16 protein-coding genes and 1 tRNA gene are annotated in these 15142 nt (G+C 41.9%); 14 read left to right on the top strand and 3 right to left on the bottom strand.

Going from position 1 to position 15142, the window contains the following annotated elements:
* The first annotated feature begins 34 nt into the window (after nucleotides 1–34).
* A complete protein-coding gene (gene whiA / locus ACIQXQ_RS01205) occupies nucleotides 35–988 on the top strand; it encodes a DNA-binding protein WhiA (RefSeq protein ID WP_402954504.1) in 954 nt (317 codons plus the stop codon).
* 24 nt (nucleotides 989–1012) lie between these two features.
* Nucleotides 1013–1270 carry an HPr family phosphocarrier protein gene (locus tag ACIQXQ_RS01200; RefSeq protein ID WP_402870738.1) on the top strand — a complete coding sequence of 86 codons (258 nt, stop codon included), beginning with the start codon at nucleotides 1013–1015 and terminating at the stop codon, nucleotides 1268–1270.
* Nucleotides 1271–1346: 76 nt separating this feature from the next.
* On the opposite strand, the gene clpP is transcribed toward ACIQXQ_RS01200, so the two are convergent.
* Nucleotides 1347–1952, bottom strand: coding sequence for an ATP-dependent Clp endopeptidase proteolytic subunit ClpP (gene clpP / locus ACIQXQ_RS01195; protein WP_402870740.1), 606 nt, complete (start codon nucleotides 1950–1952; stop codon nucleotides 1347–1349).
* A 289-nt stretch (nucleotides 1953–2241) separates the two neighbouring features.
* Between clpP and ACIQXQ_RS01190 the strand changes: the two genes are divergently transcribed.
* The 10 genes from ACIQXQ_RS01190 to ACIQXQ_RS01145 all read left to right on the top strand — a co-directional run bounded on the left by ACIQXQ_RS01190 (nucleotide 2242) and on the right by ACIQXQ_RS01145 (nucleotide 12238).
* Nucleotides 2242–2313, top strand: a tRNA-Arg gene (locus ACIQXQ_RS01190).
* A gap of 258 nt (nucleotides 2314–2571) precedes the next feature.
* Entirely contained in the window at nucleotides 2572–3909 is a 1338-nt protein-coding gene (rpoN, locus tag ACIQXQ_RS01185; protein WP_402954499.1) for an RNA polymerase factor sigma-54, read from the top strand.
* A 15-nt stretch (nucleotides 3910–3924) separates the two neighbouring features.
* Nucleotides 3925–4167, top strand: a complete 243-nt coding sequence (locus tag ACIQXQ_RS01180; RefSeq protein WP_402870745.1) for a glutaredoxin family protein — start codon at nucleotides 3925–3927, stop codon at nucleotides 4165–4167.
* Nucleotides 4168–4305: 138 nt separating this feature from the next.
* Nucleotides 4306–5340, top strand: a complete 1035-nt coding sequence (locus ACIQXQ_RS01175; RefSeq protein WP_402870748.1) for a sugar-binding transcriptional regulator — start codon at nucleotides 4306–4308, stop codon at nucleotides 5338–5340.
* A gap of 35 nt (nucleotides 5341–5375) precedes the next feature.
* A complete protein-coding gene (gap, locus tag ACIQXQ_RS01170; RefSeq protein ID WP_402870751.1) occupies nucleotides 5376–6383 on the top strand; it encodes a type I glyceraldehyde-3-phosphate dehydrogenase in 1008 nt (335 codons plus the stop codon).
* A 200-nt stretch (nucleotides 6384–6583) separates the two neighbouring features.
* The gene (locus ACIQXQ_RS01165) at nucleotides 6584–7768 is read left to right on the top strand and encodes a phosphoglycerate kinase (protein ID WP_402954496.1); all 1185 of its coding nucleotides are present in this window, start codon (nucleotides 6584–6586) and stop codon (nucleotides 7766–7768) included.
* A 47-nt stretch (nucleotides 7769–7815) separates the two neighbouring features.
* A complete protein-coding gene (tpiA, locus tag ACIQXQ_RS01160) occupies nucleotides 7816–8577 on the top strand; it encodes a triose-phosphate isomerase (protein WP_402954493.1) in 762 nt (253 codons plus the stop codon).
* The gene (gene gpmI / locus ACIQXQ_RS01155) at nucleotides 8570–10105 is read left to right on the top strand and encodes a 2,3-bisphosphoglycerate-independent phosphoglycerate mutase (RefSeq protein WP_402954490.1); all 1536 of its coding nucleotides are present in this window, start codon (nucleotides 8570–8572) and stop codon (nucleotides 10103–10105) included. The genes tpiA and gpmI overlap by 8 nt, the downstream gene beginning before the upstream one ends.
* A 27-nt stretch (nucleotides 10106–10132) precedes the next feature.
* On the top strand, nucleotides 10133–11428 hold the full coding sequence (eno, locus tag ACIQXQ_RS01150; RefSeq protein ID WP_402870762.1) for a phosphopyruvate hydratase: 1296 nt from the start codon (nucleotides 10133–10135) through the stop codon (nucleotides 11426–11428).
* Between the two features lie 171 nt (nucleotides 11429–11599).
* Nucleotides 11600–12238, top strand: a complete 639-nt coding sequence (locus ACIQXQ_RS01145; RefSeq protein ID WP_402954487.1) for a hypothetical protein — start codon at nucleotides 11600–11602, stop codon at nucleotides 12236–12238.
* 167 nt (nucleotides 12239–12405) lie between these two features.
* Here the strand turns inward: ACIQXQ_RS01145 and ACIQXQ_RS01140 are convergent, their stop codons facing one another.
* Complete coding sequence (locus ACIQXQ_RS01140) at nucleotides 12406–13224, bottom strand: M15 family metallopeptidase (RefSeq protein WP_402954484.1); 819 nt, start codon at nucleotides 13222–13224, stop codon at nucleotides 12406–12408.
* A gap of 55 nt (nucleotides 13225–13279) precedes the next feature.
* On the bottom strand, nucleotides 13280–13828 hold the full coding sequence (locus tag ACIQXQ_RS01135) for a hypothetical protein (protein WP_402954481.1): 549 nt from the start codon (nucleotides 13826–13828) through the stop codon (nucleotides 13280–13282).
* 177 nt (nucleotides 13829–14005) lie between these two features.
* Between ACIQXQ_RS01135 and secG the strand changes: the two genes are divergently transcribed.
* Complete coding sequence (gene secG / locus ACIQXQ_RS01130; RefSeq protein ID WP_402870772.1) at nucleotides 14006–14239, top strand: preprotein translocase subunit SecG; 234 nt, start codon at nucleotides 14006–14008, stop codon at nucleotides 14237–14239.
* Nucleotides 14240–14372: 133 nt separating this feature from the next.
* Nucleotides 14373–15119: an alpha/beta hydrolase gene (locus tag ACIQXQ_RS01125; RefSeq protein WP_402954478.1), complete on the top strand. Its 747-nt coding sequence runs from the start codon at nucleotides 14373–14375 to the stop codon at nucleotides 15117–15119.
* Nucleotides 15120–15142 lie beyond the last annotated feature (23 nt).

Genomic DNA, 15142 nt, shown 5'->3' with positions numbered 1-15142 from the left:
ATAGATGACCTATGTTCAATTGGGGGTGAAATGAATGTCTTTTGCTTCGGAAACAAAAAAAGAACTGACTACATTGGAAAGTAAGGATTGTTGCGTGAAAGCCGAGCTGTGTGCGCTCATCCGGATGAACGGATCCCTTTCCTTTTCGAATCGTAAGCTTGTCGTGGATATACAAACGGAAAATGCGGCGATTGCCAGAAGGATCTATACACTTTTGAAAAAGAGTTATGAGGTCCAGGTCGAACTGCTCGTTCGTAAGAAGATGAAACTCAAAAAGAATAATGTGTATATTGTCAGGATGTCAGCGGGAGGACAGCGGATCTTGACCGATTTAGAAATATTAGGAGAAGGATTTGAAATTCTCCATGACATATCCGATAATATAGTTGGGAAGAAATGCTGTAAGCGTTCGTATATAAGAGGTGCTTTCCTTGCTGGAGGTTCGGTCAATAATCCAGAAACGTCATCATATCACCTGGAAATTTTCTCTCTTTATAAAGAACATAATGATGCCTTATGTGAATTAATGAATAAGTTTGATTTAAAGGCAAAGACGCTTGAACGAAAAAAGGGATATATCATTTATTTAAAAGAAGCCGAGAAAATTGCCGAGTTCTTAAGCATTGTTGGAGCGCACTCAGCGTTATTAAGATTTGAGGATGTACGAATTGTCCGGGATATGCGTAATTCCGTCAATAGGCTCGTAAATTGTGAAACTGCTAATTTGAATAAGACGATTGGGGCTTCGCTACGGCAAGTTGAAAATATCCATTATATCGAAGACACGGTGGGGCTAAGTATCTTGCCGGATAAGTTACGGGAAATCGCGGAGCTACGGATCGCTTTTCAGGATATTACCCTAAAGGAACTGGGTGAAATGGTTTCTGGTGGGACGATCAGCAAATCCGGCATTAATCACAGACTGCGAAAAATTGATGAAATAGCTGATAGACTCCGTGGGGGAGAAGCTTTTTCTGCGAAAAAATAATAAGGTGTAAATGGAGAGATCAAGATGGTGGAAAAACAAATAGAAGTAAAACTGAAGACAGGTTTACAAGCCCGCCCGGCGGCTCTTTTCGTTCAAGAGGCTAACCGCTTTCATTCAGATGTTTTCCTTGAAAAAGAAGGAAAAAAGGTGAATGCCAAAAGCATCATGGGTTTAATGAGCCTTGCCATTAGTTCTGGTGTATCCATCAAGCTTATTGTAGACGGTCGCGATGAACAGGATGCGATGGAAGCGTTGGTAGAATTCGTACAGCAAGAAGGATAAGAAAAATGGGATGCTCACACGGCATCCCTTTTTTTATAGAAAAAACGGACTCGAATGGAGTCCGTTCAGTTTCGTATTAAGATTCTTTCTTTTCATCAAGGTGGCTACGAGTGATGACTTTGTCAATCAAGCCATATTCAAGAGCTCTCTCAGAAGTCATGAAGTTATCACGTTCTGTATCTCTTTGAAGAACTTCAAGAGGTTGACCAGTACGGTCGGCTAAGATTTGGTTCAATTTATCTTTCAAGTGAAGGATACGGCGGGCAGCAATCTCGATTTCCGTTGCTTGTCCTTGTGCGCCTCCAAGTGGTTGGTGAATCATGACTTCACTGTTAGGAAGGGCAAAACGTTTTCCTTTTTCCCCAGCAGCCAATAGGAATGCACCCATTGAAGCCGCCATACCGATACATACAGTAGAGACATTAGGCTTGATATATTGCATCGTATCATAGATAGCCATACCGGAAGTGATGCTTCCACCTGGGCTGTTGATGTATAATGTGATATCTTTTTCAGGATTTTCAGCTTCTAAGAATAGTAATTGAGCGACAATTGAATTGGATACATTGTCGTCGATAGCACTTCCAAGCATGATGATCCGGTCTTTTAATAAACGGGAATAAATATCGTAGGCACGCTCCCCACGACTTGTTTGTTCGATTACTGTAGGAATTAAATTCATGTTCATTTCCTCCTTCGATTAAGAGAATCATTTAAATTCTTTATGTATGTATGATACACTTTTTGGTCAATTAAGGTCAAACAAAACAAACCCGATATTTGATTATTCGTTCGACAATTTCCTATGAATGCTCCTTTCAAATTATATTTAATTTGAATTATGCCGTTCAGGGATGAATTTCCACTTTATCCATACTACCCATATATTAAGGTTTTAAACCTGAATGCCTCTTGCAAACAAACGGTTTATATCATATAATTAAGTCTGTTGTTAACCAACTTCCCATTCTGCCCTCGTAGTGCAACGGATAGAACGCAAGCCTCCGAAGCTTGAAATGCAGGTTCGATTCCTGCCGAGGGCATTACTAAATCTTCTGCTTATGTATTAAGCAGGGGATTTTTTTATGGAAAAAAGACTCGATTCTTGTTTGAAATCCTCGATTTTTTATCTGTTCCAAGGAAACTTTGTCATTTCCAGGAAAGTAGTCGTGATGGGCTTTGCCTCAGCATAAGCTATATAAAATACGACTATACCATTCCAGAAAAAAGTAAGCGTTTCCAAATTTTTGTGTAGAATTATCTCCTAATCATGTAAAATGGAATGGGGGAGGGATGAATCGATGAGTATGAACATGAAGGCAGGTCTTTTTCAACAGCAAACATTAAAAATGGCTATGACCCAGGAATTAATGCAATCTATTACATTGTTGCAGTATTCCACACAAGAGCTTACATCCTTTTTAGAAAACAAAGTGGAGGAAAATCCTCTAATATCCCTGGAACAACCAGTTTCCGCTTTATTTCAACCTACCTATGATCGTAAAAAAGGAAAACAACATATAAAAAACACGTATGACTCGAACTATTGGATTGAACAATTGAGTGAAGACACATTTTCACTTGAACAGCATGTCATGTCACAATTAAATCACCAAAAGCTAACCGGTGAACACCAAAAGGCTATATTGTTCTTGATCCGTAACCTTGATGAAAATGGTTATTTGCGGATTCATTTGGATGATATATGTGAACCCGGTATGTCTTCTGCCGTTTTGGAAGAAAGCTTAGGAATGTTACAAGAGCTTGAGCCGCATGGTCTAGGGGCAAGGAGCCTGCAGGAGTGCCTCCTTCTTCAGGCAAAAGCAGAAGGGGTGAATCCACTGGCGGAGTCCATCCTTGAAAACTATTTCCTCGAGTTCGTGGAAAAGCGCTGGAAAGACTTGAGTAAGAAGATTTGTGTCTCTTTGAAGGAAATACAACAAGTGCTTGATTATGTCCAGACATTGAACCCAAGGCCGGGGTCACTCTTTTTTCAGGAAAAGCCCTCCTATATCGTACCGGATGTAGTCGTGGAAGCGATCGATGGTATCCTGCTAGTCGGAAATTCAGATGGGAATTCGCCGAATCTACATGTAGATAAAGGGTATCTGAACCAAATGAAGAGTTACAAAGATCAAGGTGTACAGCGTTTCATTCAGGACAAGTGGCAGGAGTTTCAATGGATTTCAAAAGGAATCCAACAGCGTAAGGAAACCATACTAAAGGTCATGCAAACGATCGTCGAAAAGCAGCCTGCCTGCTTTCTTCATGGGCTGAATTATTTAAAGCCAATGACGATGAAGGAGATCGCGGACGAAATCGGTATTCATGAGTCCACCGTAAGTCGGGCTGTTAAAGGGAAATATGTTCAAACACCTTTTGGTACATTAGAAATGAGGATATTTTTCACTACGTCCTTGCAGTCGGTTGGCCATGTGGAAGATATGTCAGGCATGCAGGCGAAAAAGTATCTGCAGGCAGCCATCCAAAACGAAAATAAGCAAAAGCCGCTTTCCGATCAAGATTTGGTGACTTGGTTAAAAGAAGAGAAGGGAATCATCCTGGCACGGCGAACCGTAGCGAAGTACCGGGAGCAACTGGGCATTCCCTCTTCGTCTAAACGAAAAAGATATGATTGAAAAGGATGAGTAACGGTGGAAAAGAAGACATTCATTTTGTATAGCAGGGAACAATGCCCGCTATGTGTGAAGGCAAAACGGGTTCTGGATGAATTAAAACGGGAATCCGACCTGCATTATTCAGAAATCGATATTCATTCTGATGATGCGCTACTGGAAAAGTACGGGTTAATGATTCCAGTCATTGAGAAGGATGGAAGAATCATTCAGTACGGAAATGTTGATATATCAACGATTCGCAGCTTTTTGGAAAAATAAACTATCAAATCATTTGAAGAAACATTCCGTTCCTGCTAGAATAAAGTATGTAGCAGGAATATTTTTTTATTTTAAGTGGGACAAAAAATGACTATGTGGGACATAATATGTCCATAAAGATTTATTAGGAGTTTTAACATGCATACATTACTCGAAGTACAAAGAAAATTATTGCCCGATTTCCTTTCGGTTATGCAAAAAAGGTATGATATCCTGCGTTATATCAAAATGTTGCAACCAGTGGGAAGGCGAAGTCTGGCTGTGAGCCTTAATTTGACGGAGCGGACCCTTCGAAGTGAAATTGATTTTCTAAAAGGTCAGAACCTCATAAATATATTTAGTTCTGGCATGTTGCTTTCTGAAGAAGGGATTGAAATCCTGGAAAAATTGGAAGGAATAATGCGAGAAGTAATGGGTATAGACATTATGGAGCGGCAATTGCAGGAAATGCTACAGGTTGACGAGGTCATTATCGTCTCAGGAAACTGTGATGAATCGCCTTGGGTAAAAAAAGATTTGGGTAAAGCCTGTGCAAACCGTATGAAGCGGGAATGGAGCATGAAAAACACCATAGCGGTTACTGGCGGGTCGACAATGGCCGAAGTAGCCAATTCTTTATCACCAGATGAAGCATCGATGCAATTGACATTTGTTCCAGCCCGAGGGGGTCTTGGTGAAGCAACACAGAACCAAGCAAACACGATTGTAGAAAAAATGGCACATAAAGCTCGCGCATCATACCGGGTATTGTATGTACCCGATCAGCTAAGCGATGAGTCGTATGCTTCCTTCATGAAGGAGCCTGCCATGAAAGAGGTCATCACTAAAATTAAATCTGCAGATATGATTATCCATGGTATCGGTGATGCTTTAGCGATGGCTAAGCGAAGAAATACAACACCTGATATGTTAAAAAAGCTACATGATGGAAATGCTGTAGGTGAAGCGTTTGGTTATTATTACGATGAAGATGGAACTGTTGTCCACAAAGTCTTGACCGTCGGCATTCAATTAGAGGATCTTAGCCCAGAAAAGCGAGTGATAACTGTCGCTGGTGGAAAGACTAAAGCGAAGGCAATCCGTTCCTATATGAAAGGCGCTCCTTCATCCACGGTTTTGATTACGGATGAGGCAGCAGCAATGGAGTTAATTCAGGGATATCATACCCTTTAATAAAATATTTTCGAACTTAAGAGGAGGAATTTTTCATGACAGTAAAAGTTGGTATTAATGGTTTTGGACGTATTGGACGTAACGTATTCCGCGCAGCATTAAAAAATCCAGAGGTGGACATCGTCGCTATTAACGACTTAACGGATGCTAATATGTTGGCACACCTTCTACAATATGACTCCATTCATGGTTCTCTACAAGAGAAAGTAACAGTGGACGGGGATTACCTGGTAGTTGATGGACATAAAGTCAAAGTATTGGCTGAACGTGATCCAGCACAATTAGGTTGGGGCGAACTTGGCGTAGAAGTTGTTGTTGAATCAACAGGACGTTTTACAAAACGTGCTGATGCAGCTAAACATTTAGAAGCTGGTGCGAAGAAAGTCATCATCTCTGCTCCTGCCTCTGATGAAGATATTACAATTGTCATGGGTGTAAATGAAGAAAAATATGACGCAGCAAACCATCACGTTATTTCAAATGCATCTTGTACGACAAACTGCTTAGCTCCTTTTGCTAAAGTCCTTCAAGAACAATTTGGTATTAAACGTGGAATGATGACAACTGTTCACTCATATACAAATGACCAACAAATTCTAGATTTACCTCATAAAGATTATCGCCGTGCACGTGCAGCTGCTGAAAATATCATTCCGACAACAACAGGTGCAGCTAAAGCTGTAGCGCTTGTCCTTCCTGAGTTAAAAGGAAAATTAAATGGTATGGCAATGCGTGTACCTACACCAAACGTGTCTGTAGTGGACTTAGTGGCTGAGCTTGAAAAAGACGTGACAGCTGAAGAAGTAAATGCAGCGTTCAAAAAAGCGTCTGAAGGCGAACTTAAAGGCATTCTTGAATACAGTGAACTTCCACTAGTATCTGGTGACTATAACGGAAACCCATCTTCTTCTACAATTGATGCGCTTTCTACAATGGTCATGGAAGGTAACATGGTAAAAGTATTATCTTGGTATGATAATGAAACAGGATACTCTAACCGTGTTGTAGACTTAATTGGATATCTTGCTAAAAAAGGTCTGTAATTCGCTTAAATTATAAATAGTAAAAAACCTCACGAAGGTGAGGTTTTTTTTATAACAGCATAAAAAACGCTTGTTTTTGGATAATTATCCGTTTACAGATTATAATGGAAAAGAGAAAAAGGGAGTTGGAAAGTCGTTGACTCCCTTTTTACTAATAGAGTGGAAAATATAGTAACCATATCTAAGGAGGTTCTTGGATTATGAATAAAAAGTCGATTAAAGATATTGAATTAAAAGGAAAACGCGTATTTTGTCGAGTGGACTTCAATGTTCCGATGCAGGATGGTAAGATTTCCGATGATACGAGAATCAAGGCTGCATTGCCGACCATCACGTACTTAATCGAACAAGGGGCAAAAGTTATATTAGCCAGTCACCTTGGACGTCCTAAGGGACAAGTTGTAGAAGAATTACGCTTAGCTCCTGTTGCAGAAAGATTGAGCCAGCTGATCGGCAAAGACGTACAGAGAGCTGATGAAGCATATGGAGAGGCCGTACAATCAATCATCGAAGGGTTAAAGGATGGCGAGCTTCTATTGCTGGAAAACGTACGCTTTTATCCTGGGGAAGAGAAGAATGATCCTGAATTGGCGAAGGAATTTGCTAAACTTGCGGATGTCTATGTCAATGATGCTTTCGGGGCAGCTCACCGTGCCCATGCGTCAACAGAAGGAATTGCCCACCATCTTCCAGCCGTTGCCGGATTGTTGATGGAAAAGGAACTTTCCGTTTTAGGAAAAGCATTATCCGAACCTGATCGTCCATTTACCGCAATCATCGGTGGAGCTAAAGTGAAAGATAAAATCGGCGTCATCGAAAATCTTTTAGAAAAAGTGGATCACTTGATAATTGGCGGTGGATTGGGTTATACCTTTATTAAAGCCCAAGGCCATGAAGTTGGCACGTCGTTATTGGAAGAAGATAAAATCGAACTGGCCAAGTCATTCATTGAAAGTGCGAAGGAAAAAGGCGTCAAAATGCACTTGCCGATCGATGCGGTCGTTACAGCGGAATTTTCTCCTGATGCGGAAACGGAAATTGTCGATATCGATTCAATCCCAAGTGATAAAATGAGTCTTGATATTGGACCTAAAACAAGTGAACTTTTTGCAGATGTCATTAAAGGATCTAAGTTGGTCATTTGGAACGGACCGATGGGAGTCTTTGAATTTGATAAATTTGCGAATGGTACGAGAGCGGTTGCTGAAGCCTTAGCGGATGCAAAAGATACATACAGCATCGTGGGCGGCGGCGATTCAGCGGCAGCAGCGGAGAAGTTCGGTCTTGCCGAGAAGATGTCCCATATTTCAACGGGTGGCGGTGCCTCTCTTGAGTTCATGGAAGGTAAGGAATTACCAGGCGTCGTGGCTTTGAACGATAAGTAAGAATGACAATCCGAGAAAATAACAACTCTAGAAGGGATGGAGAACGAATGAGAAAACCGATTATTGCAGGTAACTGGAAAATGAATAAAACATTATCAGAAGCGACCGGGTTTTTAGAAGAAGTCAATACACTAATTCCAAAAGCGGATAAGATTGATTCGGTAGTCTGTGCTCCGGCATTATTTTTGAATCAACTTGTTCAATCAGCACAAGGAACAGATGTGAAGATTGGTGCACAAAATATGCACTATGAAGAAAATGGCGCATTCACTGGAGAAATCAGCCCGATTTCCCTTGCTGATATCGGCGTTTCCTATGTCATCCTTGGTCATTCTGAACGCCGTGAAATGTTTAATGAAACGGATGAAGCCGTGAATAAGAAAGTGCATGCCGCTTTTAAACATAACCTGACACCTATCGTTTGCTGTGGGGAAACACTTGAGCAAAGGGAAGCTGGGGAAACCAATGATTTCGTTGGAGGGCAGATTGAAAAAGGCCTTGCCGGTCTAACTGAAGATCAATTGAAACAAACGGTCATCGCCTATGAACCAATTTGGGCCATCGGAACTGGCAAGTCATCATCTGCTGAGGATGCCAATGAAGTGTGTGCCCATATCCGTTCAGTTGTGGCTGACAAGTTTTCTAAAGAAGCGGCAGAAGCGGTCCGCATTCAATATGGTGGTAGTGTGAAACCTGAAAACATCAAGGAATATATGGCTCAACCAGATATCGATGGTGCTTTGGTTGGTGGCGCAAGCTTGAAACCCGATTCATTTTTACAATTGTTGGAGGCTGGTCAATATGAGTAAATCGCCTGTCGCTCTTATCATCTTAGACGGCTTTGGATGCCGGAAAGAAGAAGAGGGAAATGCAGTTTATCATGCAAAAAAGCCTAATTTCGATCGATTTTGGGAACAATATCCTCACTCGCATTTAACTGCAAGTGGGGAAGCGGTTGGTCTACCTGCGGGTCAAATGGGGAATTCTGAAGTAGGACACTTGAATATCGGGGCAGGGCGGATCGTCTATCAAAGCTTGACGCGTGTCAATCTTGCCATTCGTGAAGGTGAATTCGCGGAAAACCCAACATTACTTGATGCCATGACCCATGCCAAGGAAAAGGGCACGGCCCTTCACTTGTTCGGTTTACTTTCAGATGGTGGCGTACACAGTCATATTGAGCATTTATATGCCCTTCTGAAGCTGGCAGCGAAAGAAGGCGTCAAAGATGTATTTGTTCATGCATTTTTGGATGGCCGAGATGTCGGACCGAAAACGGCAAAAGGGTATATTAAAGATGCCGAAGCCAAAATGAAGGAAATTGGTGTAGGACAATTCGCTACCATTTCCGGACGTTATTACTCGATGGACCGAGATAAACGATGGGAGCGCGTGGAGAAATCATACCGTTCCATGGTATACGGAGATGGACCAGCATACGGTTCGGCAATGGAGTGTGTGGACGATTCGTATGAACATGGTATTTTCGATGAGTTTGTGATTCCTTCTGTCATTACCGCTGAAGATGGTAAGCCTGTAGCGACAATACAGGACGAAGACGCCGTTATTTTCTATAACTTCCGTCCAGACCGTGCCATTCAAATATCCAATACGTTCACGAACAAGGACTTCCGTTCATTCGATCGTGGTCCGGGACATCCTGAGCACCTTCATTTTGTCTGTTTGACACATTTCTCGGAAACTGTTGACGGATATGTTGCTTTTAAGCCGACAAATCTTGATAATACAATAGGAGAAGTACTTTCTCAAAACAATCTTACACAGCTTCGTATCGCTGAAACGGAAAAATATCCACATGTGACATTTTTCATGAGCGGTGGCCGTGAAGAGAAGTTTCCTGGCGAAGAGAGAATCCTAATTAATTCTCCAAAGGTTGCTACATACGATCTACAACCTGAAATGAGTGCCTATGAAGTGACGGATGCTTTGCTGGAGCAAATTGAGGCGGACCGCTTTGATGCGATTCTCTTGAATTTTGCCAATCCGGATATGGTTGGTCACTCAGGGATGCTAGAGCCTACTATTAAAGCGATTGAAACCGTCGATGAATGCCTTGGTAAGATTGTCGACCTAATCGTCGCAAAGGGCGGTACAGCCATCATCACGGCCGATCACGGAAATGCCGATGAAGTCGTGACGCTTGAAGGGAACCCAATGACAGCACATACAACCAATCCTGTACCTGTCATTGTCACAAAAAATCAGGTAACATTAAGAACAGGTGGAATTCTAGGTGATTTGGCTCCAACGATGCTTGATTTGCTTGGAGTTGAAAAACCTGTCGAAATGACGGGTAAATCCCTATTATCTAAATAAAACAGCAATAAAAAAGGAGAGATTTAAATGCCGTATATCGAACATGTATATGCACGCGAAGTACTAGATTCACGTGGTAATCCAACAGTAGAAGTAGAAATTCAAACAGAGTCAGGATACTTTGGCCGTGCGATCGTGCCATCTGGTGCATCAACAGGAGAACACGAAGCGGTTGAACTTCGTGACGGAGATAAATCTCGTTACCTTGGCAAAGGGGTACAAAAAGCAGTTGATAACGTAAATAATATCATTGCTGAAGCAGTCATCGGCTTGGATGTAACCAATCAAGCTGGTCTTGATTTAACGATGATTGAATTAGATGGAACAGAAAATAAAGGGAACCTGGGCGCTAATGCGATTCTTGGTGTTTCCATGGCCGCTGCCCATGCTGCAGCTGAATTCTCAGGACTACCATTGTATCGCTACCTTGGAGGATTCAATGCTAAACAACTTCCGACTCCAATGATGAACATCATTAACGGTGGATCACATGCGGACAACAATGTGGACTTCCAGGAATTCATGATTCTTCCTGTCGGTGCTCCTAGCTTTAAAGAAGCCGTCCGTATGGGTGCAGAAGTATTCCATGCATTGAAATCGGTCCTTTCATCTAAAGGCTTAAATACAGCTGTTGGTGATGAAGGTGGATTTGCGCCAAACCTTGGTTCAAACCGTGAAGCCCTTCAAGTCATCATCGAAGCAATCGATAAAGCTGGTTACAAAGCTGGCGAAGACATCTATCTTGGTATGGATGTTGCTTCTTCTGAGTTCTATAACAAAGAAACAGGCAAATACGACCTTGCTGGCGAAGGACGCAATGGCGTGACTTCTGAAGAAATGGTCGCTTTCTATGAAGAGCTAGTGAATGAATTCCCAATCCTTTCTATTGAAGATGGCTTGGACGAAAATGACTGGGATGGTCACAAGCTTCTAACGGAACGCCTTGGAACAAAAGTTCAATTGGTTGGTGACGATTTATTCGTTACGAACACGAAAAAATTGGCTGAAGGTATCGAAAAAGGTATCGGCAACTCCATCTTAATCAAAGTAAACCAAATCGGTACATTGACTGAAACGTTCGATGCCATCGAAATGGCTAAACGCGCTGGTTATACAGCCGTCGTTTCTCACCGTTCAGGTGAAACAGAGGATGCAACGATCGCTGACATCGCTGTTGCGACAAATGCAGGGCAAATCAAAACAGGTTCCATGTCCCGTACAGACCGTATTGCTAAGTACAACCAACTTCTTCGCATCGAAGACCAACTTGGTGACTTGGCTGTCTATGGCGGCTTGAAATCTTTCTATAACTTGAAGAAATAATGGAAAAAAGGCGCCGCTTCTGACGAGAAGCGGTGCCTTATTTTTTTTGCTGTCACAATCATCATCAAACCCACTCCTCATATTTTTGATAATGATTTTAGTATAAATTTCCAATATACTACAATTTAGAGAACGGTAAATATAACCGTGGGAATAGGAAGGACTGGGGCGATGAAAAAGCTAATTAGGAAACTCTTATTTTATGGGGCTTCATTGTTGTTATCAGGAATGCTTGTAGGATGTGCTGGTAAAGAATCCGCAGTTGATTCTTCAGGAAAAGATGTAATGTCAGATTCAGAAGAAGTATCCGGCATAGATGAGAGTAGAGCAACAGATGAGCTAGGGGGGGCAGATGACGAAGCGGCGAATGACATCGCTCCCTCACCGGAAAGTGATGGGAAACAAACAGGTGATAAGAAAGGGAAACAAACACTATCCATGTACTCTACTGAACAGATTGAGTATGCTAGAATTTGGTTGCAGCTTGGCGCGAATCAGGATATTGATGAATTGAATGTGAGGCATTTTCCAGCAGGCACTCCGCTCAATCCTAATGATGACACAAGTGCTGCCTATCCAAAAGATGTTGTTCAGTTAGCAGGTTCTCGCTTGGTGGATGGATCCGTTACGTATTCTAGCAATGGGGACGGTACGATTCATGTATATAATGTCCCTTTACGCTGGGATGGCAGGTATCCCGCTGGTGAAAAGTTCTATACAGACCTGATTACCCAAACAAAGTGCGTGTACGTTGACCCGGGAGAGGATGAAAGAATCATAGAATTAATCCAATTGTTACGGGTTCATTAATATCCCCGTGTTGATCAAGGGAGAGCAGTGAATTACCATTGAAACTAGAGGCACTTTCTTTTGTTCCATAAACGTCTAAAGCTAGAGATACCAGCAAGTAATGGGTTTAATCAAACGTTTGATTAAACTCAAAAAAAGGGGCGTCCACCCTCGGACACCCCCATTTGTTATTTCTTAGTACTGGCTTCTACCGGTACAGCGTTATAATATTCTTCCAATGTGCTGTTGGCCTCAAATATCTCTGTAGCGACATCGACACCGACGTAGCGGATGTGCCATGGTTCATACTTGTAGCCCGTGATATCCTCTTTCCCCTCAGGATACCGGATGATGAATCCATACTCGTGGGCGTTCTTTGCAAGCCATGCAGATTCTTCTGAGTCACCAAAGCAGTCTTGGGCAGCACAGGCCCCGTCATGTGTTGTGACATCAATGGATAACCCTGTCTCATGCTCGCTTGTTCCAGGCAGGGCACTATATGTTTTAGCCTTTTCTTCGCCGTCCTGTGCGACATAGTTGCTGAAGATGGCGATCTGAGTTTGGTGCGAGCGGTAAGCGGAAACGCCGGCTAGATGCATATTGTCTTTTTCAGCCGCTTGGAACATTTTCTCTAGCGCTTTACCGGCTTCTTTTCTCATCATCCGTTTCTCGATTTTATCCTCGAAGATGAAATCGACTTTTGGATAGATCAGGTCAGTCGGTTTGTAACTTTCGGGAAGGCTGTATTGTTTATTGACCAAGACTGGTATACTTTCAGGCTCGGCTAATGTCTGAAGGCCTTCCTGGGCAGGTTTTGCCGTTGTATCGACGGCAACTTGATGTTTGACTTGCCCTGCAGAATCATCCTTCTGCGTTTCTTCTGAGGCATTCTGGGATGATTGTTCTTCTTTTTGTTCTTTCTTCTCATCCGATGAAAAATCGAACGAACATCCAGCTAGTAAGATGAAGGAAGAAAGAGCGGTTGCGGTGAATATAGGTTTTAACATACGAAAAGCTCCTTGGTATAAATAAGATTTCCAAAAAAATAAGGTTCTAAGAATATTATCGGGATAAATAGTCCCTTGTTAACTCCCGCTGGTATTTATCTAGAAACAAGCCAATCCAGATGATCATCAATAAGAAAGGAAAATCATTACGGATGGCGGCTTCGACCACGGGGGTTGTCCAAAAGTGGGAAAGGAACCCGGAAGCACTGTTCATCGTAACTGTTTCAAAGCTGACAAGCGCATGTAAAGCGAGCCAGAGAATGGTAAGCGTATTCGTACCAAACCCTATGACGGCGGCTATGATACTCAATAAAAAGGCCGCTAATCCTAGTAATAAGACGCTGATGCCCGATTGGAAAAAGTCGATGCTGCTATCTGAAAGTCCATTATAAATAATAGCAGTAAAATAAATGGTTGTCGTGATATATGCAGTAAATAATAAATATCGGTTTCCATGATACTTGGCTAGAAGCAGTAGAAGTGGTGAGAGAATGATTAACAGGACACTTATTAAATTACTGCCGTTTGCCCAAAGGGAGTAACCGGCTACCGCGGAGAATAGGATGGTCAGTATATCAAGAATCCGGAGTATGGGCTTAAACATAGGAACACCTCTTTCTTCTCTTTTAAGTGAATTATCTCAAATTTTGATTCAAAAAGAAAACAATGACTATGAAGTCTAGGAATTCTTTCCATTATTCCATAACAATGATTGTGGATACCTTATGGGTGTGGTAAAGTTAAGGTAATTGTTTATTGGTTCTTCAGGAGGTGTAATTGCATGCATGCATTACTCATAACGCTTTTGGTGATTGTCAGTATCGCGCTTATCGTGACGGTATTGCTTCAATCAGGAAAAAGTGCAGGTTTATCAGGTGCGATTGCTGGCGGTGCTGAGCAGTTATTCGGAAAGCAAAAAGCACGCGGCTTAGACCTTGTTCTTCATCGGGCAACTATCGTATTAGCTGTTTTATTCTTTGCTTTAACTTTACTTGTTGCGTACTTTGATGTGTAATGGATCAAAAAATGAGTCTAGCTAAATAGCTAGGCTTTTTTCTTTGCACAATAGTTGCAGGAATAGCTATAGTTAATTTAGAAATTATAAAACAAGTAGATATGACAGTTACAGTTAAAGGAGCCTATTACATATGAAAATGAAGCTGCAAAAGCCCTTTACCTTTGAAGGTGGAAAAAGGGCGGTCTTACTTTTACATGGATTTACGGGTAATTCCGCCGATGTACGAATGCTTGGACGATATCTCGAAAAGAGAGGATATACCTGCCATGCGCCGCACTATAAAGGACATGGTGTCCCACCTGAAGAATTGGTGGAAACGGGTCCTTCTGACTGGTGGAAAGATGTGATGATGGCCTATGATTTTCTAAAAGAAAAAGGCCATACGGAAATTGCTGTTGCCGGACTGTCATTAGGAGGCGTATTTTCTCTCAAATTAGGTTACACTGTACCTATAAAGGGTATCGTATCAATGTGTGCGCCTATGTATATCAAAAGTGAAGAAGCGATGTATAAAGGAGTATTGGACTACGCTAGAGAATTTAAAAAGTACGAGGGAAAAGAACAAGATCAAATCGAAGAGGAAATGGGCCGCTTTGCTGATAAACCCATGCGTACATTAAAAGCTCTTCAAGAATTGATAACGGATGTACGTGAGCACGTAGATCATATCTACGCACCGACTTTTGTCGTGCAGGGTCGACATGATGATGTTATCAATTCAAAAAGTGCCGATATTATTTATGAAGCTGTCGAGTCGCCCGTTAAGCAAATCAAATGGTATGAAGAGTCCGGCCATGTCATCACCCTTGATAAAGAGCGTGAACAGCTGCATGAAGATGTATTAGAATTTTTAGAAAGCCTGGATTGGTCCGAATAATAAATTAATCATACCCTGAATAG

It is taken from the genome of Peribacillus sp. NPDC097198 (genome assembly GCF_044762055.1).
Taxonomy (GTDB): Bacteria; Bacillota; Bacilli; order Bacillales; family DSM-1321; genus Peribacillus.
The sequence above is the reverse complement of the archived record's forward strand: the minus strand, read 5'-3'. Positions and strand labels throughout refer to the sequence as shown.

What these genes read in the sequence shown, in the direction of transcription:
- whiA (WP_402954504.1), top strand. Translation starts at nt 35, where the DNA reads ATGTCTTTTGCTTCGGAAACAAAAAAAGAACTGACTACATTGGAAAGT.
- ACIQXQ_RS01200 (WP_402870738.1), top strand. Translation starts at nt 1,013, where the DNA reads ATGGTGGAAAAACAAATAGAAGTAAAACTGAAGACAGGTTTACAAGCC.
- clpP (WP_402870740.1), bottom strand. Translation starts at nt 1,952, where the DNA reads ATGAATTTAATTCCTACAGTAATCGAACAAACAAGTCGTGGGGAGCGT.
- rpoN (WP_402954499.1), top strand. Translation starts at nt 2,572, where the DNA reads ATGAGTATGAACATGAAGGCAGGTCTTTTTCAACAGCAAACATTAAAA.
- ACIQXQ_RS01175 (WP_402870748.1), top strand. Translation starts at nt 4,306, where the DNA reads ATGCATACATTACTCGAAGTACAAAGAAAATTATTGCCCGATTTCCTT.
- gap (WP_402870751.1), top strand. Translation starts at nt 5,376, where the DNA reads ATGACAGTAAAAGTTGGTATTAATGGTTTTGGACGTATTGGACGTAAC.
- ACIQXQ_RS01165 (WP_402954496.1), top strand. Translation starts at nt 6,584, where the DNA reads ATGAATAAAAAGTCGATTAAAGATATTGAATTAAAAGGAAAACGCGTA.
- tpiA (WP_402954493.1), top strand. Translation starts at nt 7,816, where the DNA reads ATGAGAAAACCGATTATTGCAGGTAACTGGAAAATGAATAAAACATTA.
- gpmI (WP_402954490.1), top strand. Translation starts at nt 8,570, where the DNA reads ATGAGTAAATCGCCTGTCGCTCTTATCATCTTAGACGGCTTTGGATGC.
- eno (WP_402870762.1), top strand. Translation starts at nt 10,133, where the DNA reads ATGCCGTATATCGAACATGTATATGCACGCGAAGTACTAGATTCACGT.
- ACIQXQ_RS01145 (WP_402954487.1), top strand. Translation starts at nt 11,600, where the DNA reads ATGAAAAAGCTAATTAGGAAACTCTTATTTTATGGGGCTTCATTGTTG.
- ACIQXQ_RS01140 (WP_402954484.1), bottom strand. Translation starts at nt 13,224, where the DNA reads ATGTTAAAACCTATATTCACCGCAACCGCTCTTTCTTCCTTCATCTTA.
- ACIQXQ_RS01135 (WP_402954481.1), bottom strand. Translation starts at nt 13,828, where the DNA reads ATGTTTAAGCCCATACTCCGGATTCTTGATATACTGACCATCCTATTC.
- secG (WP_402870772.1), top strand. Translation starts at nt 14,006, where the DNA reads ATGCATGCATTACTCATAACGCTTTTGGTGATTGTCAGTATCGCGCTT.
- ACIQXQ_RS01125 (WP_402954478.1), top strand. Translation starts at nt 14,373, where the DNA reads ATGAAAATGAAGCTGCAAAAGCCCTTTACCTTTGAAGGTGGAAAAAGG.